The sequence below is a fragment of the Streptomyces sp. DSM 40750 genome (genome assembly GCF_024612035.1).
Lineage (GTDB): Bacteria > Actinomycetota > Actinomycetes > Streptomycetales > Streptomycetaceae > Streptomyces.
Genome location: NZ_CP102513.1, coordinates 7,188,277 through 7,214,418, shown reverse-complemented (window position 1 = coordinate 7,214,418; position 26,142 = coordinate 7,188,277). Strand labels below are relative to the sequence as shown.

Sequence of the window (26,142 nt, the reverse complement as noted above, 5' to 3'; positions counted from 1 at the left end):
CTTGCGGTGCGTGCGAAGAGGTCGGGCGGCTCACAGCTCCCCCATCCGGCGGATGACGGGCGCCACGCGCTGCACGCCGTGGCGGTAGGCGCCGCGCGCCGCCCGGCGCACGATCTGCCGTACGGGCCCGGCCTGCCTGTCGGCGGCGGGCGCCCCGGGCAGCGGGTCGCCGTCAGGGCCGAGGTGGTGGCGGGCGAGGATGCCGGGCAGATAGCCGGGCGCGGTGACGGGTGTGTAGTACGGCGCGAGGGGCGGCAGTTCGGCGGCCGCGACCAGCTTGGCGATGCGGTCGCGGGCGGCGTCGAAGGCGGTGGCGTACGAGCCGTCCGCCACGACGCCCTGCCGGGCCACCCACCCCGGGTCGGGCACCGGCTCGTACCCGGCGTCCAGCTGGTCCCAGGAGGCCAGGCAGCCGGAGCCCACGAAGTGGTGGTTGCCGAGGGTCTCGCGCACCCCGAGGTCGGTGAGGACCACGGTGGGGATCCGGCGGTGCAGCGACTCCAGGGCGGCCGTGGAACTGATGGTGACCAGCAGGTCGGTGGTGTCGAGGACCTCGCCCATGTTCCCGTACACCAGACGGAAGTTGGGGGGCGCGCCCCCGGGGAGCCGCTGCACCAGCTTCTGGTACGGCAGTTCCTCGATGTGCGTGGTGTGTTCGCCCGGCTTGGAGCGCAGCTTCAGCAGCACCTCACGGTCCGGGTGCAGCTTCGCGTGCTGGATGAGCCGGTTCAGCAGGTACGTACGGTCCTTGCGGTTGTCCGGGACGGACGGCTGCACGGCGAAGGCGACGGTGTAGGGCCTGCGCCCTTGCTCCGCAGAGGGGTTGTTCCTGCCCGCGTACGGCTTGCCGCCCAGGAAGGGCAGCGCGACCTCGGTGACCGACGAGGCGTCGGCGCCCACACCCTCGTACACGGCCCGGAAACGGTCCGCGTCCTGGCGGGAGTTGGCGAGGACGAGGTCCGCGCCGTGCCGCAGCAGCAGTCCGTCGGCGAGCTTCTCGTAGACGACACCGACGTAACCGGTGACGACCACGGGCCGCTTGGCACGAGCACCCCAGGCGGCCCTCAGGCCGTGCAGCATCGCCTGGACGCCCCCGCCGACGAGGGAGAGCACGATGACGTCGTACGTGTCCTCCTTCATGGCGCGCAGGAACTCGAGGCCGGTCACCTCGCGCAGGGAGTCGGGTCGGACGCCGACCTCGTCGAGCTGACGGGCGGTGGGGGTGGCTCGGCCGCGCAGGAGGAAGCCGTCCAGGCGGATGTCCGAATGCTCCGGGGTGAGGCGGTTCGCGGTGAGCGCGCCCCATTTCCACCGGGTGTCGGAATCCGCGAGTACGGCGACTCGCGGGCCGTTCTTAGCACTTGCTGGCACATCGAAGACGCTAGGAAGCGATTCCGTTGAACGGCCCAACCCAAATACAACAAAGGGTTAACAGCACATCGCCGAACGGCGAATCGGGGTGCGAAAGGCACGGGAAAGCGTCTGGTTCACGGTACCGCCACGCGTCGTTCACCTGACATCAAGCAGGTGGTCAAGACGAATGCCGGAGCGCCCCCTAACGTCACGGGGGTGGTCAAGCTCTCCGTCATCGTGCCGTTCTTCAACGTGCAGCAATACGCGCCCGACACCCTGAAGAGCCTCAGAGCCAACGCTCGCGAGGACTTCGAATTCATTCTCGTCGACGACTGCTCTCGCGACGAGACACCGGACATCCTCGCGCGCGCGGAGCGCGAGCTGCCGGGGGCGGTGTACGTCAGACACGAGAAGAACGGAGGACTGGCGACCGCGCGCAACACGGGCATCGACAACGCCCGCGGCGAGTACCTGACGTTCCTCGACGGGGACGACTGGCTCGCCCCCGGCTACTACCCCCAATTGCTCGGTGCCATAGAGGAGTTGGGCTGCGACTTCGTGCGCACGGACCATGTCCAGTGCACCGCGCGGGCCCGCTCGATCCACCGGGTGCCCAACGGGCGGCGGGGCGTGGTGATGAACCCGCGGGACGCGATCCTGCCCGCCGACCGGTCCACCTCCGTCGACTACGCGTACGCCTGGGCGGGCATCTACCACCGCCGGCTGGTCGACAAGGGTGTGCTGCACTTCACCCACGGGCTGCGCACGGCCGAGGACCGGCCGTGGATCTGGAAACTCCACCGGGAGGCCGATTCCTTCGCCACGGTGGGGCTGCTGGGCGTCTTCTACCGGCGCGGGGTGGCGTCCTCCCTGACCCAGATCGGCGACGTACGGCAGCTCGATTTCATTCGCGCATTCGACCAGGTCATCGCGGAAACGGCGAAGGACCGGGACGCGGACAAGCTTCTCCCCAAGGCCGTGCGCACTTATTGCGCGATCATCTCCCACCATTTGGGATCCATCGAGAGGTTCGAGCCGGCGGTGGCACGGAAACTGAAGTCGATGAGCGCGGTGGCGCTGCGCCGGATGCCGCAGGACGTGCTCGACGAGGCCCTGGACTCCATGGACGTCCAGCGCGCCACCCGGCTGCGCCGGCTGCGCCGCCGTCCCGCCGCCACGGGGGTCGCCGCGTGACCACGCAGATCTTCATGGCGTCCACGCTGTACGGCACGGCCACGCTGGCCGCCGCCCTGGACACCGAGTGCTTCCGCCCCGCCTCCCGGCGCATCCTGCTGATCTCCAACAACGCGGCGACGCCCGAGACGGCCCCGGGACTGGACGAGATGCCCGGCTTCGAGCGGCTGCGCGGCCGCTTCGACGACGTGATCTCCTGGAACGAGACCATCTCCCCCTTCCACCCGGGCGGTTGGTCCCCGCGCCTGGACGACGTACCGCTGTGGGAGCGGCATCTGCGGCTGCTGTGGGGTCTGGGCGACGACGACGTCGAGCTGGCCGTGGAGTCCATCCAGGTCCACCCGGCGCTCGGCTTCACCCAGATCTTCACCGGCGCCCCCGTGACCGTGTACGCGGACGGCCTGATGAGCTACGGCCCCACCCGCAGCAAGATCGACCCGCTGGTCGGCACCCGTATCGACCGGCTGTTGCATCTGGACCTGGTCCCGGACCTGAAGCCCCTGCTGCTCACCGAGTTCGGGGTCGAGGCGGAGATCGTGCCGACGGACGCCTTCGTGAAGGTGCTGGCGGAGCTGGTCGACACCGGTGACGCGCTGCCCGCGATCGAGGAGCCGGCGCTGCTGCTCGGCCAGTACCTCTCCGCGCTCGGCATCCTCACCCCCGAGGAGGAGGAAGACCTCCACGTACGGATGCTGAAGGGCGCGGTCGCGCTCGGCCACACCAAGGTCGTGTTCAAACCGCACCCCAGTGCCCCGGCCCGCTGGTCGCGCGGCCTGGAGAAGGAGGCCGAGCGACTCGGCGCCGACCTGACCGTGCTGGACACGCCCGTCCTCGCCGAGGTGCTCTACCAGCGGATGCGTCCGGCCCTCGTCGTGGGCTGCTTCTCCACGGCCCTGCTCACCGCCTCCGCGCTGTACGGGCTGCCCGTCGCCCGCGTCGGCACCGACACCCTGCTGGACCGGCTCGCCCCGTACGAGAACAGCAACCGCGTGCCCGTCACCATCGTGGACGCGCTGCTGCCGGAACTGGGCGACCGGGCGGCGGTCACCTCACAGCGGCCCGGCACGAAGGTGGCGGACCTCAACGCCCTGGTGCGGGCGGTGGGTTTCGCGATGCAGTCGAAGATCTACCCGTCGCTGCGCGCGGAGACCGAGGCGTATCTGTCGAAGCACCTGAGCGCGCACACCCTGCGGTACTTCAAGCGCCGCCGTCTCACCTCGCTGGGCCTGCCCGGCGGCATCCCCGTCCAACTGGCCTTCATCCCGCGCAACGCGACCGTACGAAGAGTCGCGCGCCGGGCCAGGTCCCTCAAGCGAGCCACTCTGGGGTGAGCCCCGGGTGACCGCGAAAAGCACCACGCTTCCGACGCTCTCACCGGAAGCGAGCACCACTCGTACGACCACCGCCGCGGCCCCCGAGGCCTCCGCGGTGCGCGGCTCCGAGCGCTCCCGGCGCTCCGGTCGCCCCGCACCGCGGCTGCGCGCCCTCGACGGGCTGCGGTTGCTCGCCGCGCTCTCCGTCGCCGCCTACCACTACGGAGGCCGCGACGGAGAGATCGGCAAGGCGTGGGGCGCCTCGCCCGCCGTCCAGTTCCCGACCGCCCACACCTGGTTCGCGTACGGCTGGGCCGGCGTCCAGGCCTTCTTCGTGATCAGCGGCTTCGTCATCTGCGCCAGTGGCTGGGGCCGTTCGGTCCAGTCGTTCTTCGCCTCCCGCGCGGCCCGGCTGTTCCCCGCGTACTGGGCGGCGGTGATCCTGGTCGCGGCGGTCTTCGCCCTCCCGGGCCTCGCCTTCGCCCGGGTGTCCGCCAGCGAGTTCCTGGTCAACCTCACCATGCTCCAGATGCCGCTCGGCGCGGACCGCGTCCTCGGCGTGTGCTGGACCCTGTGGGCGGAGGTCCGCTTCTACGTCCTGTTCGCGCTGTGCGTGGTCCTGCCCGGGGTCACCCGCCGACGGGTGATCTGGTTCTGCGGCGGCTGGACCCTGGCCGCGGTCCTGGCGCAGGGCGCGAAGCAACCGCTCCTGGACCTGGTCCTGATGCCTGAGTACGCGTCCCTGTTCATCGGCGGCATCGGCCTCTACCTGGTCCACCGCGACCGCCGCGACACCACGGCCTGGCTGATCGTGGTCTTCAGCCTCCTGCTGAGCCAGTACCAGACGGTCCAGGAGATCTGGCACGCCCCGAACGCCGACTTCTTCTCCTACCGTCCCCAGCTGGGCATCATCCTCGCCGTCACCGTCGGCTTCGTGGCCGTGGGGGCAGTCGCCCTGGGCCTCCTGGACCGCGTCAACTGGCCCTGGCTGACCACCGCGGGAGCCCTGACGTACCCCTTCTACCTCGTGCACGAGCACCTGGGCTGGCCGGTGGTCCAGGCACTGCACCAGGGCCTGGGCATCCCGTCCTCCCTCACCCTGGCGCTCACCGTGGCGCTGATGCTGACGCTCGCCTGGCTGCTGCACCACGGGGTCGAACGCCCGTTGCAACCGCTGCTGCGCAAGTCGCTTGATGGACGCCGTAGTTGAACCGTAGTTGAACTCGAAATTGGCCCACTGTTCATCCGGCTCAAGGGTTCGAAAACGCCTCCACGGAGAGGCTCCGCATCATCCTTGACCGCGCCATAGCCATCTCATAGGTTCCTGGCCCGTTCGTCCATTCGTCCGTTCGTTCATCCGTTCGTTCGCCTCGTCGACGCAAGAGAGTCTTCTGTCCTCATGACCTCTGAACAAGGCACCATCCGGCTCCCCCGTGAACTCGATGACGTCCCCGGGTGGTTCCCGGTGCTCGACCAACTCCTCTTCGACTGGTTCCTGAACCGCCAGGAAGCCGCGGGCGACAGAGGCGATCTCCTGGAGGTCGGCGTCTACATGGGCAAGAGCGCCATCTTCCTCGGCCGGCATCTCCAGGAGGGCGAGGCCTACACGGTCTGCGACCTCTTCGAGAGCGACGCACCGGACGACGCCAACGCGGCGGAGGCCACCAAGTCGTACCGCAGCACGCTCACCCGTCAGGCCTTCGAGGCGAACTACCTCTCCTTCCACGACGAGCTCCCCCGCGTTCTGCAGGGCCCCAGCTCGATCGTTCCCGGCGAGGTCAAGCCGCGCTCCGCCCGCTTCGTGCACATCGACGCCTCGCACCTGTACGAGCACGTCCAGGGCGACATCACCGCCGCCCGCGACATCCTCCTTCCAGGAGGCCTCGTCGTCCTCGACGACTTCCGCTCCGAGCACACCCCCGGCGTCTCCATCGCCGCCTGGGAGGCCGTCCTCAACCGCGGCCTCAACCCCATCTGCCTGAGCACCCAGAAGCTCTACGGCACCTGGGACGACCCGGAGCCCATCCAGGAAGCCCTCCTGGAGATGGTCGCGGAGCGGGACGACTGCCACCTCAGCAACCAGCAGGCAGCCGGCCACCGCATCATCCGCCTCAAGTCCAAGGGCATGAAGGCCCCGGCCTTCCCGAAGTCCCGCCACTGGACAGAGCCCCCGGCCCCGGCCCCGACCCCACCCTCGGCCGCCCCCAAGCCCCACCCCCGCCCGGCCCGCCCGCCGCAGAGCGGCGCCCGCAAGCTGGCCATCGATCTGCTACCGCCGGTGGTGACAAGGGCGATCAGGAAGGCGAGGGCGGGGAAGAGGCCTGGAGGCAAGTGACGCCAGGCGGGAGGTGACGCCGGGCGGCACGTGACGCTGATCGCGTAGTCCTCGCACTGGGGGGCGACGCCTCGTCCGGGGCTTCGCCCCTGAGGGAGCGCAGCCCCCAAAGGGGCGCGGGGCCGTGTCATATGCGGCTCCGCCGCGTGGGCGCGACCAGCCACACCCAACCCGCGCCCTCCCACCAACCTGCCCCGCCGAGCCCTTAGCTCTCCCCACTCCCTCGCAACGTCACCGCAATCCCCACCCGGCTCAGGCACCGCTCGTCAGCGACAGCTTCACCGCGAACCCCAGGAACAGCGCGCCCGCCGCAGAGGTGGCCCCCGCCGACAGCCGCTTCCGGCGGCGGAAGGCGGCGGCCAGCTTCGTACCGCCGAATATCAGCGCGCTCAGATACAGGAAGCTGGCGAGCTGGGCGAAGGCGCCGAGCACGACGAAGGAGAGGGCCGGATAGGCGTACCCGGGGTCCACGAACTGCACGAAGAAGGCGACGAAGAACAGAATCGCCTTCGGGTTGAGCAGGCTGATCACCAGGGCCCGCCGGAACGGCCGTTCCCCCTCGTCGATCTCGTCCCCCGGCCCCTCGGCCACCCGCTCACGCCGGCTCCGCCACATCCCCCACGCGGCCTGCAGCATCCCGATCGCCAGCCACGACAGATACCCGGCGCCCGCGTACTTCACGATCCCGAACAACACGGCGTTGGCCTGCAGCAACGAGGCCACCCCCGCCGCCGACAACGTCATCAGCACGGTGTCCCCGCACCACACCCCCGCCGCGCCCCGATACCCGGCCCGTATCCCGCGCCGGGCGGCCAGGGACAGCACGTACAGCGAGTTGGGACCGGGCAGCAGGACGATCAGGACGAGTCCTGCCAGATAGGTGGGAAGGTCGATGACGCCGAACATGAAAGGAGTCTCGCACGGGGCTATGACACTCCGGCAGGGCGTCAGAAGGCGTCGCTGGGGACGTACGTCCCCCACACCTCCCGCAGCGCGTTGCACACCTCGCCCACCGTCGCGCGGGCCTTCAGGGCCTCGCGCATCGGGTAGAGGACGTTGTCGGTGCCTTCGGCGGCCTTCTTCAGGTCGGAGAGGGCGGCGTCGACCGCCGCCCGGTCCCGCTCCGCCCGCAGCTTCGCCAGCCGTTCGGCCTGCTGGGCCTCGATCGCCGGGTCCACCCGCAGCGGCTCGTACGGTTCTTCCTCGTCGAGCTGGAAGCGGTTGACGCCGACCACGACGCGCTCGCCGGAGTCCGTCTCCTGGGCGATGCGGTAGGCGGAGTGTTCGATCTCGTTCTTCTGGAAGCCGTGTTCGATGGCGGCGACGGCGCCGCCCAGGTCTTCGACCTTCCGCATCAGTTCGACGGCGGCCGCCTCGACGTCGTCCGTCATCTTCTCGATGACGTACGAGCCCGCGAAGGGGTCGACCGTCGCCGTCACGTCCGTCTCGTAGGCCAGCACCTGCTGGGTGCGCAACGCCAACCGCGCGCTCTTGTCCGTCGGCAGCGCGATCGCCTCGTCGAAGGAGTTCGTGTGGAGGGACTGGGTGCCGCCCAGCACCGCCGCCAGACCCTGGACGGCGACACGGACGAGGTTCACCTCGGGCTGCTGGGCCGTCAGCTGGACACCCGCCGTCTGCGTGTGGAAGCGGAGCATCAGGGACTTGGGGTTCTCCGCGCCGAACTCGTCCTTCATCACCCGGGCCCAGATCCTGCGCGCCGCACGGAACTTGGCGACCTCTTCCAGAATCGTCGTACGGGCGACGAAGAAGAAGGACAGCCGGGGGGCGAAGTCGTCGACGTCCATGCCCGCGGCGACCGCCGTACGGACGTACTCGATGCCGTCGGCGAGGGTGAACGCGATCTCCTGCGCGGGGGAGGCGCCCGCCTCGGCCATGTGGTACCCGGAGATCGAGATCGTGTTCCACTTCGGGATCTCGGCCCTGCAGTACTTGAAGATGTCGGCGATCAGCCGGAGGGAGGGCTTGGGAGGGAAGATGTACGTCCCACGCGCGATGTACTCCTTCAGCACGTCGTTCTGGATCGTGCCGGTGAGCTGCGCGGCCGGTACGCCCTGCTCCTCGCCGACCAGCTGGTACATCAGCAGCAACAGGGCCGCCGGGGCGTTGATCGTCATCGACGTCGAGACCTTGTCCAGCGGGATCCCGCCGAACAGCACCCGCATGTCGTCGACGGAGTCGATCGCCACGCCCACCTTGCCGACCTCGCCGTGGGCGATCGGGGCGTCGGAGTCGTGGCCCATCTGGGTGGGCAGGTCGAAGGCGACCGACAGGCCCATGGTCCCGTTGGCGATCAGCTGCTGGTAGCGGGCGTTGGACTCCACCGCCGTACCGAAGCCGGCGTACTGGCGCATGGTCCACGGGCGGCCGGTGTACATCGACGGGTAGACACCACGGGTGAAGGGGTACGTGCCGGGCTCGCCGAGCTTGTCCGCCGGGTCCCAGTCCCGCAGCGCCTCCGGCCCGTACACCGGCTCGATGGGCAGTCCGGACTCCGACTCGCGCGCCATGGTGTGTGCCTCCCTGCTGCTCGGCTGCTCGCTGGTTACCGGCCAGTACGACGACCCTCGCGACGGACTGTAGCGGCGGCCGTGCGCCCGGTGGAGGGCCCCACGCTGGGACCTTGCTCACAACCATGCCCCTTTGTTCGCGACGGGTCACGCCCGGGAAACCTCTCGGGGAGAGCGACCGGACGCGGCGGATCGTGAGACGACGGGGGACCTGATGCGTACCAAGGACATGCGGAGATCGGTGGCCGCGCTCGCGGCACTCGTCGTGGCCGGCGCCTGCACGGCCCAGGGGATCGAGGTGCACGGCGGCCAGCGCCCGCCCGTGCGCGTCGACGTGACCGCCACACCGAGCGGCGAGCCCCGGCAGGACGACAGCGGCAGGGTCGACGGTGGCGGCGGCACGGCCGACGGCGGGAGCGACGGCAAGGGGGACCGCGAGAGGCCCCCGACGACCGCCCCGCCCAGCACCGTCCCTGCTCCCACTCCCACCCCCACCGTCGCCCCCAAGGTCCTCTGGGCCGAGGGCGACGAAGGGCTGGACGTACGGGAGTTGCAGGCGCGGCTGCGGCAGGTCGCCTGGCTCTTCGCCGGGCCCACGGGGACGTACGACGATCTGACGGTCCGGGCGGTGAAGGGCTTCCAGGGCAAGCGGGGCCTGCCGCGGACCGGGAAGACGGACAGCGTCACCTGGGCGCGGCTGCTGGACATGACCCGCGAGCCCGGCAAGTGGGACCTGTACGCGTACGGCGGGCAGCCGGCCGCGTCACCGGACCCGCGCTGTCTGACGGGCCGGGTGCTGTGCATCAGCAAGACGAGCCGCACGTTGCGCTGGATGGTGGACGGCAGGACGCTGACGACGGTCGAGGTGCGGTTCGGCTCGCAGTACACCCCGACCCGGGAAGGTGTGTTCAGCGTCTACTTCAAGTCCCGCGACCACTGGTCGACCCTGTACGACACCCCCATGCCGTACGCGATGTTCTTCAGCGGCGGCCAGGCCGTCCACTACTCGTCCGACTTCGCGGCCCGTGGCTACTACGGGGCCTCGCACGGCTGCGTCAACGTCCGGGACGAGGCGAAGATCGCCCAGCTGTTCGGGCAGGTGAGGAACGGCGACAAGGTCGTCGTGTACTGGTGACGGGGATATGGGGCGCGGGCGGGACCGGGGGAACGTGTCCCGCCCGCGCCAAGGTGCACGAGCCGTGGGTACGGGGGGAACCCCGGCTCTGTGCGAGGGCCGATGACCAGTCGGCTCACTCATTACTGCGCCCGTACGGCCGAAAGTGTTACCCGTTCCGCGAAAGAATTCGTAGCGGATACGAAGTCGCAGGTCAGGTGGGGTGGGTGAGCACGGGTCAGAGCGCGCGGGACAGCGGTGACAGTGAGCCGGGAGAGGCGTCCGGGCCGACGACACCGGCGCCGATCGGGGTCACGGCTTCGATCTGACCGCGGTGGCCGTGGCCACCGTCGCCCTTGCCGCCCTTGCCGGCCTTGTGCTCGCCGTTCCCGTTCCGGCGGCCGTTTCCGTCGCCCTTGCCGTTCCCGTCTCCGCCGCGGCCTTTGCCGCTGTCCGAGTCGTCGTCGTCGGCATCGGCGTCGCCGCCGGACCGCGTCTTCCCGCCGTCGCCACCGGAGGGGCCGGTGGAGTCCCCGGAGTCCGATGTGCCGGTCCCGTTGCCCGAGCCAGTGGCCGTGCCCGGCCGCTTCGCCGTGCCGGGGTTGTCGCCGTCGGCCAGGACACCTTCGCAGTACCGCTTCAGCTGCTCCTCGCCCTTGCCGCCCGCCGCGTCCTCCAGACCGCGCCGGCGGTCGGCGCCCAGCTTCTTGCCGTCGCGGACGTCACGGCAGGCAGCGAACACGCTGTTCCGCCGCTCCTGGGTGGCGCCCTCGTCCTGCCCGGTGTCACCGGGCTGCCCGTCCTCGTCGGTGCCGCCGGTGCCCTCTCCGGAGGGGGCGTCGCCCTTCGCCGAGGCGTCCGGGGAACCCTCGGGCGTGGGACCGCCCAGGATCCCGCGCTCGTCGTCGCCCTCGGCGCTCGGCGACGGCGACAGCAGCGGCCGGTCCGGCGACTGCGCGGCGGACATGGTGGCCGAGGGTTCCGGTTCGTCGTCGCGGAACGCGCTCAGCGCACCGCTGCCGGCCGCCACCGCGACCCCGCCGAGCATCCCGGCGGCCAGCGCCGCGACCAGCCCGAACCGCGCCGGCCGGCCCCAGCGGGCCCGGCGGCCGTCCGAGACGGAACGCCCGGGCCGCCCGAGGCGTACGAGTCCGGCGTCGGCGGCGGGGGCCGTGCTGGTGTGCGTACGGCTGCCGCGGCCGGGCTCAGCGGCCTCGGCGTTCTCGACGGAGCGAGCCGTACGGGCTGAGCGGAAGGCGGCCAACGCCGCTTCCTCGCCGGGGAGTTCGGCACCCTGCGGGGACACCGGCGCGACCTCTGCGGTCAGGGCGCCGAGCACCTCGGCCAGCCGGTCGGCATGGGCGCGGGTGTCGGCGTCGACGGCTTCGAGCGGCTCCCCACGCAGCAGCCGCTCCGCGGCATCGCGGTTCAGCCACCTGTACTGCTCGTCGGCCATCACACATCCTTCTGCGTCCGCGAACGCGTATGCGTCACACAGGCGGACGAAGCCGCGCGTGCACGCGGTTCTCTCGGTTGGGGTACTGCGTCCAGCGGGTCGCCGGATTCCGGGTCGGCCTCCGAAGCCGCCTCCGGATTCTCCCCGATCAGTTCCGCGAGCCGCTTCAGCCCCCGGTGCGCGGCGGTCCGTACGGCGCCCGCGCGCTTGCCCAGCGTCTCGGCGGCGCTCTTCGCGTCGAGGCCGACCACGACCCGCAGGACCACCGCCTCCGCCTGGTCCTGCGGCAACTGGGCGATCAGCGACAGCGTGCGATCGGTCGCCAGGGCTTCCATCGCCTCGCCCGCCGTGTCGGACTCGGCGGCCTTGCCGGTCAGCTCGGTCTCGTCGCCGCCTATCGCGGGTCGGCGCCCCCGCATGCGTATGTGGTCGAGGGCCCGGTTGCGGGCGATCCGGGCGGCCCAGCCGCGGAACCGGTCCGCGTCACCGCTGAACCGCTCCAGGTCACGGGCTATCTGCAGCCACGACTCGGAGGTGACGTCCTCCGCGTCCGGATCGCCGACCAGCGTCCGCACGTACCCGAGCAGCCGTGGGTGCACCGCGCGGTACACAGTCCGGAACGCGGTCTCGTCCCCGTCCTGTGCCGCAAGCACCGCGGCGGTCAGCTCCGCGTCGTCCCCCAGCACCCGCGCGCGCCCCTCTTTGCGCCTCAACCGGCTCCGCTCGCGCGGACCGGGTTCTCGCCGTCGTGGTCTTTCGATGAATGGTTGCGGTGCCGGGCCGTGGATGGTTGTGGTGGTCTTCCGCCATCCGCGATCCGGCGCGAAAGGCACGTTACGGCCTGAAACCGTTGACCGTCCATGTCCGTAGAACATGCAACTAACTCGTGATGCGGAGAGGTGTGACAGAAAACGCAGCCGCGGCGCTGTAGGTAATACGGGTCGCCGCGCGGCCCGTGCCGCGCGACGGTCGGGGCCTCTCCTGTGGGGGGTGGCGGCCCCGACCGTTGCCATCGGCGGAGTCGGCCGGGTGTCTTGCGAGTACGGGGGTCTTGCGAGCACGCCGGCCTTACTTCGTTTCCCGGGCCTTGCCCGCCCGCCCCGGCCGACCGCCGGACGCACTCGGCCGACTCGGCTCATTCGAGGCCCTTGGCCCGCCGGGCGCACCCGGCTCACTCGGCTTGTTCGACGCGCTCGGTTCGCTCGACCTGCCTTCCCCGCCGCCGCTTCCGCCGCCGTTGCCGGCCGACCGGTCGGCCTTGTCCGACGGGGACGTGCGCCCCTCGTCCCGCTCCCCGCCGGCCGCCGCCGGACAGCGGAGTCCCGAACCCTTGCCGCCGCTCCCGGTCTTCTTCCCGTACGCGCGGCAGTCCGCCTCGGTCTCCCGGGCAGCGTCGGGCCGGTCGGACGTCGAGGGGTTTGTGCGCGGGGCGTTCGAGGGGTTCGTGCGCGGGGCGTTCGGGGGGCCGGGCCGGGCGGGGGCGCCGTCCGTCGTGCGGGGATGCCGGTCCCGGCCGCCGTGGTCCCCGCCGGTGCCGCTGTCGTCGCGCACGGCCGAGCCGATCGCCGCGACGGCGACTCCGCCGAGGGTGAGGCCGGCCAGCAGTACGGCCAGGGTGGTGCGCACGGAGAGCTGGAGGCGGCGGCGCGCGTTCGGCCGCCAGTCGTCGCGGCGGCGGGTACGGGCGGTGCGCGGCCCCGTCTCCCTGGCCGCCAGGAACGCGGCCACCGCCCGCGCCTCGCCCTCGCTGTCGGCCGCGGCACCACCGCGTACGGCGGCGGCGAGGAGGGTGTCGACGGACGGGATGTCGCTCATGCCCCTTCGATCGGCCGGGCATCCGCTGTCGCGCCGTTCACCCATGTCCGACTCCGCCCCTGCCCGACGGCATGTCGCGCGCCCTTCGTCGTCGCCGTGCTTCTCGTTGGGGTCACGCCCGCGGTGACCTCGGTGGCCGTGGCCGGCACCGATGCCGATGCCGTCGCCGCCGCCCCATCCGCTTTCGCTGTCATGACCGCGGCGGCGGTCACCGCTGTCGGTCATCTCGACTCCCCCAGCGTCCGGGGACCGTCATCCATCACACCCTCGCTCCTGAGGAGCTGGGCGAGCCGCTTCAGCCCCCGGTGGGTGGCGGTGCGGACCGCGCCCGGGCGTTTGCCGAGGACGCGAGCGGCGGCGGGGCCGTCGAGGCCGACGACCACGCGCAGCAGGACGGCTTCGGCCTGGTCGCGCGGCAGCCGGGCGATCAGCGCGAGGGCCTGCTCGGTGGAGAGGGACTCCAGGGCCTGGGCGTGCGTGCTGTGCGTGCCCGGCAGTTCCAGCAGGTCGTTCTCCAGGGCGGTCGCCCGGGGTCTGGCCTTCTGGCGCCGCAGATGGTCCAGGGCCCGGTGCCGGGCGATGGTCGCGCTCCAGCCCCGGAAGCCCGCCCCGTCGCCCTTGAACCGCCCGAGGTCGCGCGCGATCTCCAGCCAGGCGTCCGAGGCGACGTCCTCCGCGTCGTCCCCGACGATGCCGCGCAGATACCCCAGCAGCCCGGGCTGCACGAGCCGGTACGCCACCGCGAACGCGGCCTCGTCCCCGGCCTGGGCCCGCGCCACGGCCGCGCCCAGTTCCCCGTCGTACGCCTGCACGCGCCGAGGTTCCCCTCCCTGGCCCCAAACTGTCCGAGACAGCGCCAAGTCAGTGCCGGGATCGCGTTCCCCGGGGCCGTCCCGGCCGGCGCCAAGCCCCCACGGTCATCTGCGTCGCATCTCGCGGAAGTGTCACAGGCCGTCGAGCGACCCCCCGAAGATCACCCGGAAGGGGGAACACCAACTTCCTTCGTAACATGGGCCACACGAGCACACGCCGATGATGTTGTTCGCGGCGGCGTGTGTGCTGAATGGAACGCCACCCCTGTGCCGGGTGGTGTCTTCGCGCTGTTCATGCTGTTCATGTTCATCCAGGGGTGGGGCATTTGAGTCGCCGTAGGAGCCATGCGTACGAGCCGCTGAGCCTGAAGCGCAGGGCGTGGCTGACGCTCGGGGCCGTCGTGGCCGGTGGCGCGGGCATGGTGTCGTACGCCGTGGCCGGGCCCGGCCACGGCACGAGCACGTTCGACGCGGGGGCCGAGCGCCCCACCGAGGTGCACGCCCTGAAGCTCACCGGCGCCGACGACGGCCGACGCACCCTCACGCGCACCGCCACCCGGCCGTTCTCCCTCCTCGGCGTCTCCTGGACCGGCGCCGCCACCGAACTCGACGGCACCACCCAGGTACGCACCCGCTCCGAGGCCACCGGCGAGTGGACCGCCTGGCGGGCGCTCGCCACCCCGGCGACCGCCCGCTCCGGTGCCGAGCGCGGCACCTCCGAGCCCCTCTGGGTCGGCCTCAGCGACGGCGTCGAGGCCCGCGTCCTGGCGGCCGACGGTTCGTCGACGGCCGGGCTGCCGAAGGGACTTGAGGTCGACCTGGTCGATCCCGGGGTGACGGCGGAGGAGTCGAGGAGCTGGGGGTCGGGCGACGGGACGGCCGGTACGGCGAGGAGTGCGGGCACGGCCGATGCCTCCGGCGCCATGAGCAATGCCGCGTTCGTCGTCGAGGACCCGCCGACCGCCCTCCCCTCCACCGTCACCCGCCCGCCGATCGTCAGCCGGGCCCGTTGGGGCGCCGACGAGTCGACGGTGACGGGTACGGCTGCGTACATCGACAAGATCAGCGCGGTCTTCGTCCATCACACCGGCGGCACCGACACCTACAGCTGCGCCGAGTCCCCCGCCCTGATCCGCGCGCTCATGGCGTACGACATCGAGACGGCCGGCCGGGGCGACCTCGGCTACAACTTCGTCGTCGACAAGTGCGGCCGGGTCTACGAGGGCCGGGCGGGCGGCGCGGATCTGTCGGTGCGCGGTGACCACACTCCCGGCTTCGACGGGGACTCGACGGGCGTCGCGGTGCTCGGCGACTTCCGGAGCGGCGGCGGGCCGAGCCGGGCGGCTCTGGAGTCCGTGGCTCGGCTGGCGGCGTGGAAGCTGGGTCAGTACGCCGGTGACCCGACCGGCAAGGTGACGCTGACGGCGTCCGAGGACACCGGCGTGTACGCGCAGGGCGAGTCGGCCGAGCTGGACGTGATCTCCGGCGGCAGGGACGCGGCGACCACCACGTCCCCCGGCACGAGCCTGTACGACAAGCTCCCCGAAATCCGCCGCTACGCCGCCTCCCCCGGCCGCAACTCCGCCATCCCGACCGCCGACTACACGGGCGACGGCGTCAGCGACCTGGTGGCGCCGACCCACCGGACCGGCAGCGGCTGGATCACCCTGGTCCCGGGCGGCGTCAACGGCCCCGTCGCCGCCGCCAAGCTGCGCCTCGACCAGGCGAGCACGGGCGTGCCGGGCGCCGCCGAGTCCGGCGACCAGTGGGGCGCGGCCACCTCGTGGGGCGACATCAACGGCGACGGGTACGCGGACCTCGCGGTCGGCGCGCCCGGCGAGGACGACACCACGGGGCACGCGGACCGGGGTGCCGTAACGATCCTCTACGGGCCCTCCTTCACCACCGACGCCGACACCATGGCCCTCGGCGACGACTACGAGCCGAGCGGGGCGCGGTTCGGCGCGACCGTCACGGTCGGGGACTTCAACGCCGACGGCAAGGCGGACGTGTTCACCGCGGCCACCGGTACGGGCGGGAACTGGGCGGCCCGGTTCAACGACGGCCACGAGGTCGCCGGCGACCTCACGACGGCGACCGGGGCGTTGGCCTACGCGGACGCCGCGACCGGCGACTTCAACCGGGACGGCTACGCCGACGTGGCCCTCAACTACCGGGACGCGTCCGGCGTCGGCAAGGTCACCTGGTTCAGGGGCTCCAAGTCGCTGGGCCTGACGAAGGTCTCGACCCTGACCGTCAGGGGCGGCCGCGCCATCGCCGCGGGCGACGTCAACGGCAACGGCTACGACGACATCGTCATCGGCCAGCCCTACGCCTCCGAGTCGGGCGGCAACGCGGGCGGCCAGGTCACCCTGGTCCCCGGCACGTCCACCGGCTTCACCACCACCGGCATGACGACGATCCACCAGGGCACGGCGAACGTCGAGGGCGCCTCCGAGACGTCCGACGGCTTCGGCTCCGCCGTCTCCATCGGCGACGCGAACGCCGACGGCTACGCCGACGTCCTCACCGGGGCGCCCAACGAGGACATCACCCGCGCCGAGAAGAACCGCGCCAACGCGGGCTCGGCATGGCTCCTGAAGGGCACCGCCACCGGCCTGACCGGCACCGGCTCCCTCGCCCTGTCCCAGGACACCCCCGACATCCCCGGCTCCACCGAAACCGACGACAAGTTCGGCTCCGCCGCCTCCCTCACCGACGTCACGGGCGACGGCTGCGCCGACCTCGTGACCGGAGCGGAGGGCGAGGACACCGGCAACGGCACGATCCTGTACGTCCCGTCGGTGAACGGCACGCCGTCCCCCACGAAGTCGGCGTACTACGGCATCGCGCAGTTGGGCACGTCGACGGCCGGCCGCCTGGGCCAGGTCCTGACGCCGTAGCCCCTGAGGGGTGGCCCCTTGAAAGCGCCGGGCGCGACCTACGCTCTCAAGGGGCGCGGGGAACTGCGCGAGCAACCACCCACCACCCGCACCCGCACCCGCACGCGAACCCCCGAGTTCTCCCGCGTGGCGGGGTCGAAGGGGCGGCAGCCCTTGGGGATGGGACGGGTAGGGGCGGCGGGGGCGAGAAAATCCCGGGGTCAGCCGGAGGTCATCGCGTCGCGGCACAGCAGACGAAGCGACCCGTCGCCCGCGAAGCACCGGCGGGCCTCGTCGAAGGGGTCCCAGCAGCGGCCGTCCCAGGTGCGTACCCAGTGCGCGCCGCCCGACTCGACCCACTCACCCCCGGCCCACCGCACCACGACCTCCCCGCCGTACGCCCCGAACCCCCGAAGCACGCCCTCCACGGCGGCGTACGGCGCACCCTCCCGCCGTATCTCCTCGATCATCCGGTCCACCCGCCACAGGCTCTGCGTCGAGTAGTCGAGGCGCACCCGCGCCCCCTCCCGCATCATCGCCACCGCGTCGGCCGCCCACCGGACGGGTTTCGCCGCACCCCCGGACCGGTTCCCAAGGCTCCCCGACATGGCGGGCGTACTGACCGAACTGAATGTCTGCTGTGCGCTCACACTGGGGACAGCGCCCGCCCGACCGCGCGCGTCACACGCTTTCGCCGCCCTGCGCGACACCGGTGCAGGACCACCACACCCGGCCCCAGGACACCCACAGGACCCGCTCAGAAAGCGGGGTTTACCCGCCTGCGCCCAGCCACCCCCACCGGCCTCAGCGCCGCGCCCCCCGCGCCCGCCGCGACACGACCGCCCGCAGCACCCGCCGCCCCTCCGTGGACACCCCGAGCGCCTGCCGGACCCCCGCCGCGCCGTGCTGCGCGAGCAGTTCCAACACCACGACCTGACGGCGCAGTTCGGCGGCGACGAGATGGGAGACGCCCTCGGTACGGCCCTCACGACAGGCCGCCAGGGAGTCGTCACCCCCGCTGTCCAACGGGTCGAGCAGCTGATGGATCCGCAGCGCGGCGAGAGAACACACGTCGGCCCACTCCCGCAGCCCGTCACCGGACCGCTCCTCGGGAACCGCGTCGAGCATCCGACGGGCGAGCACGACGGCCTCCTCGTTCCCGCCCGCGGAGGACGAAGCCGCGGCCTCCAGTTCCCCCCGCACCTTCGCCGCCCGCTCCCCCCACCCCTCCCCGTCGTCCACCAGCCCCGCCCACAGCGGACGCAGCACCTCGTCGTCGCCTCCGAGAAGCGGTACGCAACGGTCAAGACAAGCCAACGCGCTTGCCGCCAGACCGCGTTCGTCGGCCTGGGCGATCAGTTTCACCAGGCTCATCACGCCTCCCCAAGATCCCGCTCGACCACGCCCCGGTTATACGGAGCCCGCACTTCCCCTTACTGCGTGCAACGACGCGGGAGTGTCACAGCGGTACGACCCCGAGCCGATCGAGCAATCGGAAGAGAATGTTTTCAGCCAACGGGTCCGCCGGTCCAGGTTCTGAGGTGAACACATCGGCCAGTGACCGCTCGACGACGACCCGCCCCGCCTCCGCGGCCCAGGCGACGGCGCGTTCGGCGGCGTCGCGCGGTTCGAGGAAGTAGTCCTCCACGCCGAGCCCCTCACCGTCGCCGAGGTACGCGGCCATGGCGCGCCGCGCGAGACAGGTGGTCCACGCCCCGCTCTCCGGCCCGGCGGCCTCGACGACCACGCAGTCGCTGCCCATGACGTACCCGAACAGCGCGGGCGCGCCCGTCTCGTGGGCGAGCGTGTTCATGTTCCCGATGTCCCCGACGTCCGCGGCGCCTTCGTCATCGGCCGCGCCGCCCGGGTACTCCCACACCTGCCAGCCGTCGGCCGCCGTCGCACGCAGCGTCATTCCCTCGGCCCCGGCCAGCGCGTCCAGCTCCGCGAGCGGCCGCTCGCTTCTGCCCACGACGTAGTACCCCCAGTAGCCCATGCCGGGAATACACCACACCCGTACGGCGGTTCGCCCCCGGAATCGGGCAATCCGCACGGTCGCACCGAGACGGGGTCAAACGGAGACGGGCTCCGGCGCGCGCGGCCCGCTCCGCGCCTTGTCGTCCTGCATCCGGGTGAGCGCCAGGACGAAGAGGACGGCGAACACGGCGGCCACGATTTCGAGAGAGTCCGCGAACAGCATCTGCTGGGCGGCCAAGCGGTATTCCTCCACGGCCTCCGCGTTGAGGTACGTCCGGTCCCCGGCTTCCCCCGCGAAGAGGCTGAGCAGCCACAGCGTCCACCAGGTGTTGACGAGCGCGTGCGACCGGGGCTTCTCCCACGGGCTGCTCGCGTCCCAGCAGTCGATCGCGATCCGGCGCGGGAACCAGAGGTTCACGACGGGCACGAGCCAGCCGGCGATCGCCCAGCCCCGCTTCTTCCGATGCCCGAACGGGTCGAACACCTCGGCGTTGACCCGCACCCGGTGGAACCAGGTCAGGAAGACGGCGATCGTGGCGAGGTAGGTGACCGTCTGAAGGACGCCGGCCAGGGCGACGAGCCCGTCCGCGCGGTCGGAGTCATGATCGAGGGCCACGCTCCACTCGTCGTCCGCCATCCGGCCCATCACGTCGAGGAGCGCGAGGTCCGCCCACACCGCGACCACGTCGGCGGCGGCAACCACCCCGAGCAGGATCGCCACCGCCCGCCCGAGCCCCACCGGCGACCGCAGCCAGGCCGCGGGGGCAACCGCGCCGAACTGCGGGGCCTGCGGCAGGCTCCGACGCGCCTCCGGACGCACGTCCGGATGCAGGTCCTCGGCCTCGCACGCCCGGCACAGCTCTCCCCCGGGCGCCGCGTCGAATTGCCGACAGCTCGTGCAGATCATGAAGGTCCCCCGAGTGATCACAAGCGCGAGTTCTCCCCAGAACCTCACGCCAGGCAACAAGAACACGCGGAAGATACGGTTCCCTCACCCCGCACGTCCACCCGTTTCCCCCACCGGGAAACTCAGCTCACGCGCCCCGCCAGCTCCCGGAACTCCGCCCAGCCCATCCCCGGCTGCCCCGGATCCCACAGCTTCTGCGACAGCGCCCGCAGTGGCATCCGCACGCCCGCCGCGACCTGCGCCTCGGTCTGCCGGTTCGCGAGGTCGCACCAGACGGCGAAGACACCGCCGAGGATCTGGTCGTCGTACTGCGCGGAGACGGCGGTCGTGCCGCGCAGCACCCGTGGGGTCCACGACTCGTAGATGCGCTGCCCGGTCGGGTAGACGAACTGGTTGGGCTCGCCGAGGACGTAGTACAGGTACTCGTCGTTGTAGTTGACCACCTGCCGCCCGGCGCTCAGATACTCGACCGGCGGCCGCGCCCCGATCTCCTTGCCGGTCCAGTAGGCGACCTGGATCGCCTTGTCCGCCTGGACCGTCCCGCCCCGGAAGAACCCGTCGTTCCAGGCCCGCACGGTCCGGTCGTGCCCGCGCATCACCTCGGCGCGGTCGTTCAGCCACCCGGTCGCCAGGTCGGCGACGGTCGCGCCGGAGCCGTACTTCGCCCGCGCGGCGGCGGCCAGCTGCGGATAGGAGGCCTCCGGATTCGACACCATCAGCGCCCGGTACTCGTCGGCGCCGAGATGCCAGTACGCGCCGTCGAAGAGGTCGGCGTACTCGTCGAGCAGTTCGTCGACGACCTCGGCGGCCGCGGGCTTGGAGATGTCCACGGCCCCACTGGCGGCCACGCCCTGCGCGTTGACCAGCTGCAATCCGGGATTTCCGGCGATCACGGCCCCCAGATGCCCGGGCGAGTCGATCTCCGGTACGACCTCGATGTGCCGGCTCTCGGCGAGGTCCAGGATCTTCTTCACCTGCGCCTTGGTGAGGTGCTGCTCCGACACCACCTCGGGGTGCGACGTGGACTCGATCCGGAACCCCTGGTCGTCGGAGAAGTGCAGGCCGAGCTGGTTGTACTTCAGGTCGCCCAGTTCACGGATGCGGTCCTCGATCCAGCCCGCCGTGAAGTGCTTGCGCGCGATGTCGAGCATGAACCCGCGCTGCGGCTTGGCCGGCTCGTCCCGTACGACACCCTCCGGCGCCGTACCGCCGCGCACCTCCTGCTTCAGCGTGCGGGTCCCGTAGAACACGCCCGCCTCGGCGGGCGCGGCGATCCGCACCCGCCGGTCCTTGACGGTCAGCGTGTACGCCTCCGAGCTCGACCTTCCCGTCCCGTTGAGCGCCAGCTCGACATCCCCGTCCCGGGGCTCGGTCTCGCCCGCGTACGCCAGCCCCAGCTCGTCGGCGGTCAGCCGCCCCTCGTCCGCCAGCGCCGCGTTCCGTACGACGACCCGGCCCCCTTCGGCGGGCTTCCAGCCGGGACCACGGGCGGCCTCGTGCTGCCGTACGGCCGGGATGGTCCGAGGCTCCTGGGACAGCGGATACGTACGCGAAGGCGACGGAGACGCGGACGGCGAGCCCTCCACGGCGCTCACGGACGACCGCTCCCGCGACGGCTCCGACGCGCTCGGCCACACGGTCACGGCCACCGCGACGGCTCCACCGGCCAGAACAACTCCCGTGCCGAGGAGCAACCCCTTCGACGTGATCGCCGTCTTCCTGCTCGGAGCCCTGCGCCGACCACGGTTCACGACGCGTCCCCGGTCCCGGTCCCGGTCACCATCCACGACATCTCACGCACCTCTCGCCCGCACCTTCCCCCGATCTCACTCCCGGCTCTCCTCGGAGCCCTCTTCTCGAACCTACGACGTCCCACCGCCCCACCCGTCCACCACAGCTTCCGAAACTCTCCCGTTCGGGTGAATTTCGGGCATCGAACGGACAGCCCATGACCCGCCTCGATAACGTGGTGGCACATCTCGCACACCCTCCCCTGCCGACCCCTACGCATCGCCGAGGATCCACGCTGCCCCCGCACCGTCTTCCCCACCTCCCCGGCCAGGTCGCCATACCGGAGCGTGCCCGCACCCCCGGCCCGTCGGCCCTGGAGCGGTTCAACCACGCCCCCGCCGACACCGCCCGCCAGGCCCTCCTCACCTGCCTCCGCAGCCTCCGCTGGGCCCACCGCCTCACGGACCACCGCCCCTACCCCGACCTCGACGCCCTACTCGCCGCGTCGGACGAGGCCGCGTACGACCTCACGGCAGCGGACCTGGCCGAGGCCCTGGCCGGCGAAACCCTCCCCGCCCTCCCCCCGGACACCTACGGCGTGGCCCACACCGCCCTGAACGCCGCCCACGCCGCCTACGAGGCCCGCTTCGGCCACGTCTTCGTCATCTCCCTGAACGCCTCCCGCCCCGACGAGCTTCTGGATCGCGCCCTGGAAGCCATCCGGTCACGTTTGGCGAATGACCCCGAGGAAGAACGGGCCGTGGTCGCGGAAGAGCTACGACACCTGGCGAGAGAACGCCTGACCAGCCACCTCAGGGGCGCGGGGAACTGCGCGATCCCTTAGGGGCGCGGGGAACCGCGCGATCTTTTAGGGGCGCGGGGAACTGCGCGATCAGCCACAACGAACCCGCACCCGGCACCCACGAGAACCCCCACCCCGGACGCCGCCCACTACTCACCCTTACGTGCAAGTTTGTATGCCAGTTTGATCACACCAACCCTCCCGGCTTAAGTGCCGCAGGCACACGTCGCTACCATGGCCGGGGCCGGTGGACCGTACCCGGCCGGGTCAGACCGACAAGCAAGCCGGCCGGCCCCAATCCCCGCTCCCGGAGGGTTCTTCCGTGCCGGCTGGAACGCTGTACCGCGGCCGGGAAGGAATGTGGTCCTGGGTGGCTCATCGAGTCACCGGCGTCCTCATCTTCTTCTTCCTGTTCGTACACGTGCTGGACACCGCTCTCGTCCGCGTCTCCCCCGACGCCTACGACAAGGTCGTGGCCACGTACAAGACGCCGATCGTCGCGCTGCTGGAGTACGGCCTCGTCGCCGCCATCCTCTTCCACGCGCTCAACGGTCTTCGGGTCATCGCCGTCGACTTCTGGTCGAACGGCCCCCGTCACCAGAAGACGATGCTCTGGACCGTCGTCGGCCTCTGGCTCGTGCTGATGATCGGGGCCCTGTACCCCGTCCTCGGCCACGCCGTCCGTGAAGTCTTCGGGAGCTGAGGCAGATGTCCGCCACTGAAACCACCGCATCCGGCATCGGCCCCGTCGAGGGCGCCGGCGCGCTGTCGGGCTACAGCCCCGACAACCCGGCCCCCGTCATCGAGCCGCCCCGCAAGCGCACCAAGAAGACCCCCAGGTCGACCCGCGGCAACTTCGAGATGGTCGCGTGGCTGTTCATGCGTCTGTCCGGCATCGTCCTGGTCGTCCTGGTCATCGGCCACCTGCTGATCCAGCTCGTCCTCGACGGCGGCGTCTCCAAGATCGGCTTCGCGTTCGTCGCGGGCCGCTGGGCGTCCCCGTTCTGGCAGACCTGGGACCTGCTGATGCTGTGGCTGGCGATGCTGCACGGCGCCAACGGCCTGCGCACGGTCATCAACGACTACGCGGAGCGCCCGAACACCCGCCTGTGGCTCAAGGGCCTGCTCTACACCGCCACGGTGTTCACCATCCTGCTGGGCACGCTGGTGATCTTCACCTTCGACCCGAACATCCGATAGGCACGGGGCTGAGGTAACCGATCATGAAGATCCACAAGTACGACACCGTCATCGTCGGCGCCGGTGGCGCCGGTATGCGCGCGGCCATCGAGTCCACGCAGCGCAGCCGCACCGCCGTGCTGACCAAGCTGTACCCCACCCGCTCCCACACGGGCGCCGCGCAGGGCGGCATGGCCGCCGCGCTCGCCAACGTGGAGGAGGACAACTGGGAGTGGCACACCTTCGACACGGTCAAGGGCGGTGACTACCTGGTCGACCAGGACGCCGCCGAGATCCTGGCGAAGGAGGCCATCGACTCCGTCCTCGACCTGGAGAAGATGGGCCTGCCGTTCAACCGCACGCCCAACGGCACGATCGACCAGCGCCGCTTCGGCGGTCACAGCCGTAACCACGGCGAGGCCCCGGTCCGCCGCTCCTGCTACGCGGCCGACCGCACCGGCCACATGATCCTCCAGACGCTGTACCAGAACTGCGTCAAGCACGGCGTGGAGTTCTTCAACGAGTTCTACGTCCTGGACCAGCTGATCGTGGAGGTCGACGGCGTCAAGAAGTCCGCCGGCGTCGTCGCGTACGAGCTGGCGACCGGCGAGATCCACATCTTCCAGGCGAAGGCCGTGATCTACGCGTCCGGCGGCTGCGGCAAGTTCTTCAAGGTGACGTCGAACGCGCACACGCTGACCGGTGACGGCCAGGCGGCCGTGTACCGCCGGGGCCTGCCGCTGGAGGACATGGAGTTCTTCCAGTTCCACCCGACCGGCATCTGGCGCATGGGCATCCTGCTGACGGAGGGCGCCCGCGGTGAGGGCGGCATCCTCCGCAACAAGGACGGCGAGCGCTTCATGGAGAAGTACGCGCCGGTCATGAAGGACCTCGCGTCCCGTGACGTCGTCTCCCGCTCCATCTACACGGAGATCCGCGAGGGCCGCGGCTGCGGTCCCGAGGGCGACCACGTCTACCTGGACCTGACGCACCTCCCGCCGGAGCAGCTCGACGCCAAGCTCCCGGACATCACCGAGTTCGCGCGGACGTACCTCGGTATCGAGCCCTACACGGACCCGATCCCGATCCAGCCGACCGCGCACTACGCCATGGGCGGCATCCCGACGAACGTCGAGGGTGAGGTCCTGCTCGACAACACCACCGTCGTCCCGGGTCTGTACGCCGCCGGTGAGGTCGCCTGTGTCTCCGTGCACGGCGCCAACCGTCTCGGCACCAACTCGCTGCTCGACATCAACGTGTTCGGCAAGCGGGCGGGCATCGCGGCCGCCGACTACTCCCAGAAGGCCGACTTCGTCGAGCTGCCGGAGAACCCCGAGTCGCTGGTCGTCGAGCAGATCGAGCGGCTGCGCTCGGCCACGGGCAACGAGCGCGTGGCGGAGCTGCGGCGCGAGCTGCAGGAGACCATGGACGCCAACGTCATGGTGTTCCGCACCGAGCAGACGATCAAGACGGCCGTCGAGAAGATCGCCGAGCTGCGCGAGCGCTACAAGAACGTGGCGATCCAGGACAAGGGCAAGCGGTTCAACACCGACCTCCTGGAGGCCGTCGAGCTGGGCAACCTGCTCGACCTGGCCGAGGTCATGGCCGTGTCGGCCCTCGCCCGCAAGGAGTCCCGCGGCGGTCACTACCGCGAGGACTACCCGAACCGCGACGACGTCAACTTCATGCGCCACACCATGGCGTACCGCGAGGTGGGCGACGACGGCGCCGAGTCCATCCGTCTCGACTACAAGCCGGTCGTCCAGACCCGCTACCAGCCGATGGAGCGTAAGTACTGATGGCTACACCCACCCTGGACAAGGCGGACAGCGCCGGCAAGCCGGAGGCCGGCTTCGCCGACTCCCCGTACATCACCGCCACGTTCCGCATCCGCCGCTTCAACCCCGAGGTCTCGGCGGAGGCGGTCTGGGAAGACTTCCAGCTGGAGATCGACCCCAAGGAGCGTGTCCTCGACGCGCTGCACAAGATCAAGTGGGATCAGGACGGTTCGCTGACCTTCCGCCGCTCCTGCGCGCACGGCATCTGCGGCTCGGACGCCATGCGGATCAACGGCAAGAACCGTCTCGCGTGCAAGACGCTGATCAAGGACATCAACCCGGAGAAGCCCATCACGGTCGAGGCCATAAAGGGCCTCACGGTCCTCAAGGACCTGGTCGTGGACATGGAGCCGTTCTTCCAGGCGTACCGGGACGTGATGCCCTTCCTGATCACGAAGGACACCAACGAGCCGACGCGCGAGCGCTTCCAGACCGCAGAGGACCGCGAGCGCTTCGACGACACGACGAAGTGCATCCTCTGCGCCGCCTGCACGTCCTCGTGCCCGGTGTTCTGGAACGACGGCCAGTACTTCGGTCCGGCCGCGATCGTCAACGCCCACCGCTTCATCTTCGACTCGCGTGACGAGGCCGGTGAGCAGCGCCTGGAGATCCTCAACGACCGGGACGGCGTGTGGCGTTGCCGCACGACCTTCAACTGCACGGACGCCTGCCCGCGTGGTATCGAGGTCACCAAGGCGATCCAGGAGGTGAAGCGGGCGCTCATCACGCGCCGCTTCTGATCCGCCTGAGCGTCACGCGGAAGGCCCGCAGGTCCGCCTGCGGGCCTTCCGCGTTCCCGGCGCACGGGCCGCCGCGGCCACTGGCCCGTGGCCCACGGACGAGGGCCTCGTTCCCACACGAAGCTTCTGGGAAGCTCCGCGGCGAACGAGGCCCTTCGGTCGATCA

General features: G+C 71.0%; 23 protein-coding genes. 11 read left to right on the top strand and 12 right to left on the bottom strand.

Features of this window, described 5'->3' with window-relative positions:
* Positions 1–30 precede the first annotated feature (30 nt).
* The gene (locus JIX55_RS32210) at positions 31–1,371 is read right to left on the bottom strand and encodes a DUF6716 putative glycosyltransferase (RefSeq protein ID WP_257566732.1); all 1,341 of its coding nucleotides are present in this window, start codon (positions 1,369–1,371) and stop codon (positions 31–33) included.
* Between the two features lie 198 nt (positions 1,372–1,569).
* On the opposite strand from JIX55_RS32210, the gene JIX55_RS32205 reads away from it, so the two are divergent.
* From JIX55_RS32205 to JIX55_RS32190, 4 genes are all read left to right on the top strand, one after another.
* Complete coding sequence (locus tag JIX55_RS32205; protein WP_257566731.1) at positions 1,570–2,547, top strand: glycosyltransferase family 2 protein; 978 nt, start codon at positions 1,570–1,572, stop codon at positions 2,545–2,547.
* Positions 2,544–3,878, top strand: coding sequence for an alpha-2,8-polysialyltransferase family protein (locus JIX55_RS32200; RefSeq protein WP_257566730.1), 1,335 nt, complete (start codon positions 2,544–2,546; stop codon positions 3,876–3,878). Before JIX55_RS32205 ends, JIX55_RS32200 begins: the two co-directional genes overlap by 4 nt.
* A gap of 97 nt (positions 3,879–3,975) precedes the next feature.
* Positions 3,976–5,070: an acyltransferase family protein gene (locus JIX55_RS32195; RefSeq protein WP_257569551.1), complete on the top strand. Its 1,095-nt coding sequence runs from the start codon at positions 3,976–3,978 to the stop codon at positions 5,068–5,070.
* 189 nt (positions 5,071–5,259) lie between these two features.
* Complete coding sequence (locus tag JIX55_RS32190) at positions 5,260–6,195, top strand: class I SAM-dependent methyltransferase (protein WP_257566729.1); 936 nt, start codon at positions 5,260–5,262, stop codon at positions 6,193–6,195.
* Between the two features lie 252 nt (positions 6,196–6,447).
* Here the strand turns inward: JIX55_RS32190 and leuE are convergent, their stop codons facing one another.
* Positions 6,448–7,101, bottom strand: coding sequence for a leucine efflux protein LeuE (leuE, locus tag JIX55_RS32185; RefSeq protein WP_257566728.1), 654 nt, complete (start codon positions 7,099–7,101; stop codon positions 6,448–6,450).
* A 41-nt stretch (positions 7,102–7,142) separates the two neighbouring features.
* Positions 7,143–8,723, bottom strand: a complete 1,581-nt coding sequence (locus JIX55_RS32180) for an acyl-CoA mutase large subunit family protein (RefSeq protein ID WP_257566727.1) — start codon at positions 8,721–8,723, stop codon at positions 7,143–7,145.
* Positions 8,724–8,937: 214 nt separating this feature from the next.
* Between JIX55_RS32180 and JIX55_RS32175 the strand changes: the two genes are divergently transcribed.
* Positions 8,938–9,858: a L,D-transpeptidase family protein gene (locus JIX55_RS32175; protein WP_257566726.1), complete on the top strand. Its 921-nt coding sequence runs from the start codon at positions 8,938–8,940 to the stop codon at positions 9,856–9,858.
* A 217-nt stretch (positions 9,859–10,075) separates the two neighbouring features.
* Here the strand turns inward: JIX55_RS32175 and JIX55_RS32170 are convergent, their stop codons facing one another.
* From JIX55_RS32170 to JIX55_RS32155, 4 genes are all read right to left on the bottom strand, one after another.
* Positions 10,076–11,293, bottom strand: a complete 1,218-nt coding sequence (locus tag JIX55_RS32170) for a hypothetical protein (protein ID WP_257566725.1) — start codon at positions 11,291–11,293, stop codon at positions 10,076–10,078.
* Positions 11,293–11,979, bottom strand: a complete 687-nt coding sequence (locus JIX55_RS32165) for an RNA polymerase sigma factor (RefSeq protein ID WP_257569550.1) — start codon at positions 11,977–11,979, stop codon at positions 11,293–11,295. The genes JIX55_RS32170 and JIX55_RS32165 overlap by 1 nt, the downstream gene beginning before the upstream one ends.
* Positions 11,980–12,361: 382 nt before the next feature.
* Entirely contained in the window at positions 12,362–13,108 is a 747-nt protein-coding gene (locus JIX55_RS32160; RefSeq protein ID WP_257566724.1) for a hypothetical protein, read from the bottom strand.
* A gap of 221 nt (positions 13,109–13,329) precedes the next feature.
* Positions 13,330–13,920, bottom strand: a complete 591-nt coding sequence (locus JIX55_RS32155) for an RNA polymerase sigma factor (protein WP_257566723.1) — start codon at positions 13,918–13,920, stop codon at positions 13,330–13,332.
* 317 nt (positions 13,921–14,237) lie between these two features.
* Between JIX55_RS32155 and JIX55_RS32150 the strand changes: the two genes are divergently transcribed.
* Positions 14,238–16,823 carry an FG-GAP-like repeat-containing protein gene (locus JIX55_RS32150; RefSeq protein ID WP_257566722.1) on the top strand — a complete coding sequence of 862 codons (2,586 nt, stop codon included), beginning with the start codon at positions 14,238–14,240 and terminating at the stop codon, positions 16,821–16,823.
* A 200-nt stretch (positions 16,824–17,023) separates the two neighbouring features.
* Here JIX55_RS32150 and JIX55_RS32145 read toward each other — a convergent pair whose 3' ends face one another.
* The 5 genes from JIX55_RS32145 to JIX55_RS32125 all read right to left on the bottom strand — a co-directional run bounded on the left by JIX55_RS32145 (position 17,024) and on the right by JIX55_RS32125 (position 21,380).
* Entirely contained in the window at positions 17,024–17,410 is a 387-nt protein-coding gene (locus tag JIX55_RS32145) for a hypothetical protein (protein ID WP_257566721.1), read from the bottom strand.
* 196 nt (positions 17,411–17,606) lie between these two features.
* Complete coding sequence (locus tag JIX55_RS32140; protein WP_257566720.1) at positions 17,607–18,176, bottom strand: hypothetical protein; 570 nt, start codon at positions 18,174–18,176, stop codon at positions 17,607–17,609.
* Positions 18,177–18,261: 85 nt separating this feature from the next.
* On the bottom strand, positions 18,262–18,798 hold the full coding sequence (locus tag JIX55_RS32135; protein ID WP_257566719.1) for a hypothetical protein: 537 nt from the start codon (positions 18,796–18,798) through the stop codon (positions 18,262–18,264).
* Between the two features lie 75 nt (positions 18,799–18,873).
* The gene (locus tag JIX55_RS32130) at positions 18,874–19,686 is read right to left on the bottom strand and encodes a DUF4328 domain-containing protein (protein WP_257566718.1); all 813 of its coding nucleotides are present in this window, start codon (positions 19,684–19,686) and stop codon (positions 18,874–18,876) included.
* Positions 19,687–19,808: 122 nt separating this feature from the next.
* On the bottom strand, positions 19,809–21,380 hold the full coding sequence (locus JIX55_RS32125; protein WP_257569549.1) for a beta-N-acetylhexosaminidase: 1,572 nt from the start codon (positions 21,378–21,380) through the stop codon (positions 19,809–19,811).
* 254 nt (positions 21,381–21,634) lie between these two features.
* Between JIX55_RS32125 and JIX55_RS32120 the strand changes: the two genes are divergently transcribed.
* The 5 genes from JIX55_RS32120 (at position 21,635) to JIX55_RS32100 (ending at position 25,976) form a co-directional block, all read left to right on the top strand.
* Positions 21,635–22,261: a 2-oxo-4-hydroxy-4-carboxy-5-ureidoimidazoline decarboxylase gene (locus JIX55_RS32120; protein ID WP_257566717.1), complete on the top strand. Its 627-nt coding sequence runs from the start codon at positions 21,635–21,637 to the stop codon at positions 22,259–22,261.
* A 280-nt stretch (positions 22,262–22,541) separates the two neighbouring features.
* A complete protein-coding gene (gene sdhC, locus JIX55_RS32115) occupies positions 22,542–22,922 on the top strand; it encodes a succinate dehydrogenase, cytochrome b556 subunit (RefSeq protein WP_257566716.1) in 381 nt (126 codons plus the stop codon).
* A 5-nt stretch (positions 22,923–22,927) separates the two neighbouring features.
* Complete coding sequence (locus JIX55_RS32110; protein WP_257541418.1) at positions 22,928–23,419, top strand: succinate dehydrogenase hydrophobic membrane anchor subunit; 492 nt, start codon at positions 22,928–22,930, stop codon at positions 23,417–23,419.
* A gap of 23 nt (positions 23,420–23,442) precedes the next feature.
* Positions 23,443–25,197, top strand: a complete 1,755-nt coding sequence (gene sdhA / locus JIX55_RS32105; RefSeq protein WP_257566715.1) for a succinate dehydrogenase flavoprotein subunit — start codon at positions 23,443–23,445, stop codon at positions 25,195–25,197.
* Positions 25,197–25,976, top strand: a complete 780-nt coding sequence (locus tag JIX55_RS32100; protein ID WP_257541422.1) for a succinate dehydrogenase iron-sulfur subunit — start codon at positions 25,197–25,199, stop codon at positions 25,974–25,976. Before sdhA ends, JIX55_RS32100 begins: the two co-directional genes overlap by 1 nt.
* Positions 25,977–26,142: the final 166 nt, after the last annotated feature.

Bases quoted from the DNA above. Each gene is read 5' to 3' on its own strand.
- JIX55_RS32190 (WP_257566729.1), top strand. From the start codon at position 5,260: ATGACCTCTGAACAAGGCACCATCCGGCTCCCCCGTGAACTCGATGAC.
- leuE (WP_257566728.1), bottom strand. From the start codon at position 7,101: ATGTTCGGCGTCATCGACCTTCCCACCTATCTGGCAGGACTCGTCCTG.
- JIX55_RS32180 (WP_257566727.1), bottom strand. From the start codon at position 8,723: ATGGCGCGCGAGTCGGAGTCCGGACTGCCCATCGAGCCGGTGTACGGG.
- JIX55_RS32175 (WP_257566726.1), top strand. From the start codon at position 8,938: ATGCGTACCAAGGACATGCGGAGATCGGTGGCCGCGCTCGCGGCACTC.
- JIX55_RS32170 (WP_257566725.1), bottom strand. From the start codon at position 11,293: ATGGCCGACGAGCAGTACAGGTGGCTGAACCGCGATGCCGCGGAGCGG.
- JIX55_RS32160 (WP_257566724.1), bottom strand. From the start codon at position 13,108: ATGAGCGACATCCCGTCCGTCGACACCCTCCTCGCCGCCGCCGTACGC.
- JIX55_RS32145 (WP_257566721.1), bottom strand. From the start codon at position 17,410: ATGTCGGGGAGCCTTGGGAACCGGTCCGGGGGTGCGGCGAAACCCGTC.
- JIX55_RS32140 (WP_257566720.1), bottom strand. From the start codon at position 18,176: ATGAGCCTGGTGAAACTGATCGCCCAGGCCGACGAACGCGGTCTGGCG.
- JIX55_RS32135 (WP_257566719.1), bottom strand. From the start codon at position 18,798: ATGGGCTACTGGGGGTACTACGTCGTGGGCAGAAGCGAGCGGCCGCTC.
- JIX55_RS32130 (WP_257566718.1), bottom strand. From the start codon at position 19,686: ATGATCTGCACGAGCTGTCGGCAATTCGACGCGGCGCCCGGGGGAGAG.
- JIX55_RS32120 (WP_257566717.1), top strand. From the start codon at position 21,635: ATGACCCGCCTCGATAACGTGGTGGCACATCTCGCACACCCTCCCCTG.
- JIX55_RS32110 (WP_257541418.1), top strand. From the start codon at position 22,928: ATGTCCGCCACTGAAACCACCGCATCCGGCATCGGCCCCGTCGAGGGC.
- sdhA (WP_257566715.1), top strand. From the start codon at position 23,443: ATGAAGATCCACAAGTACGACACCGTCATCGTCGGCGCCGGTGGCGCC.
- JIX55_RS32100 (WP_257541422.1), top strand. From the start codon at position 25,197: ATGGCTACACCCACCCTGGACAAGGCGGACAGCGCCGGCAAGCCGGAG.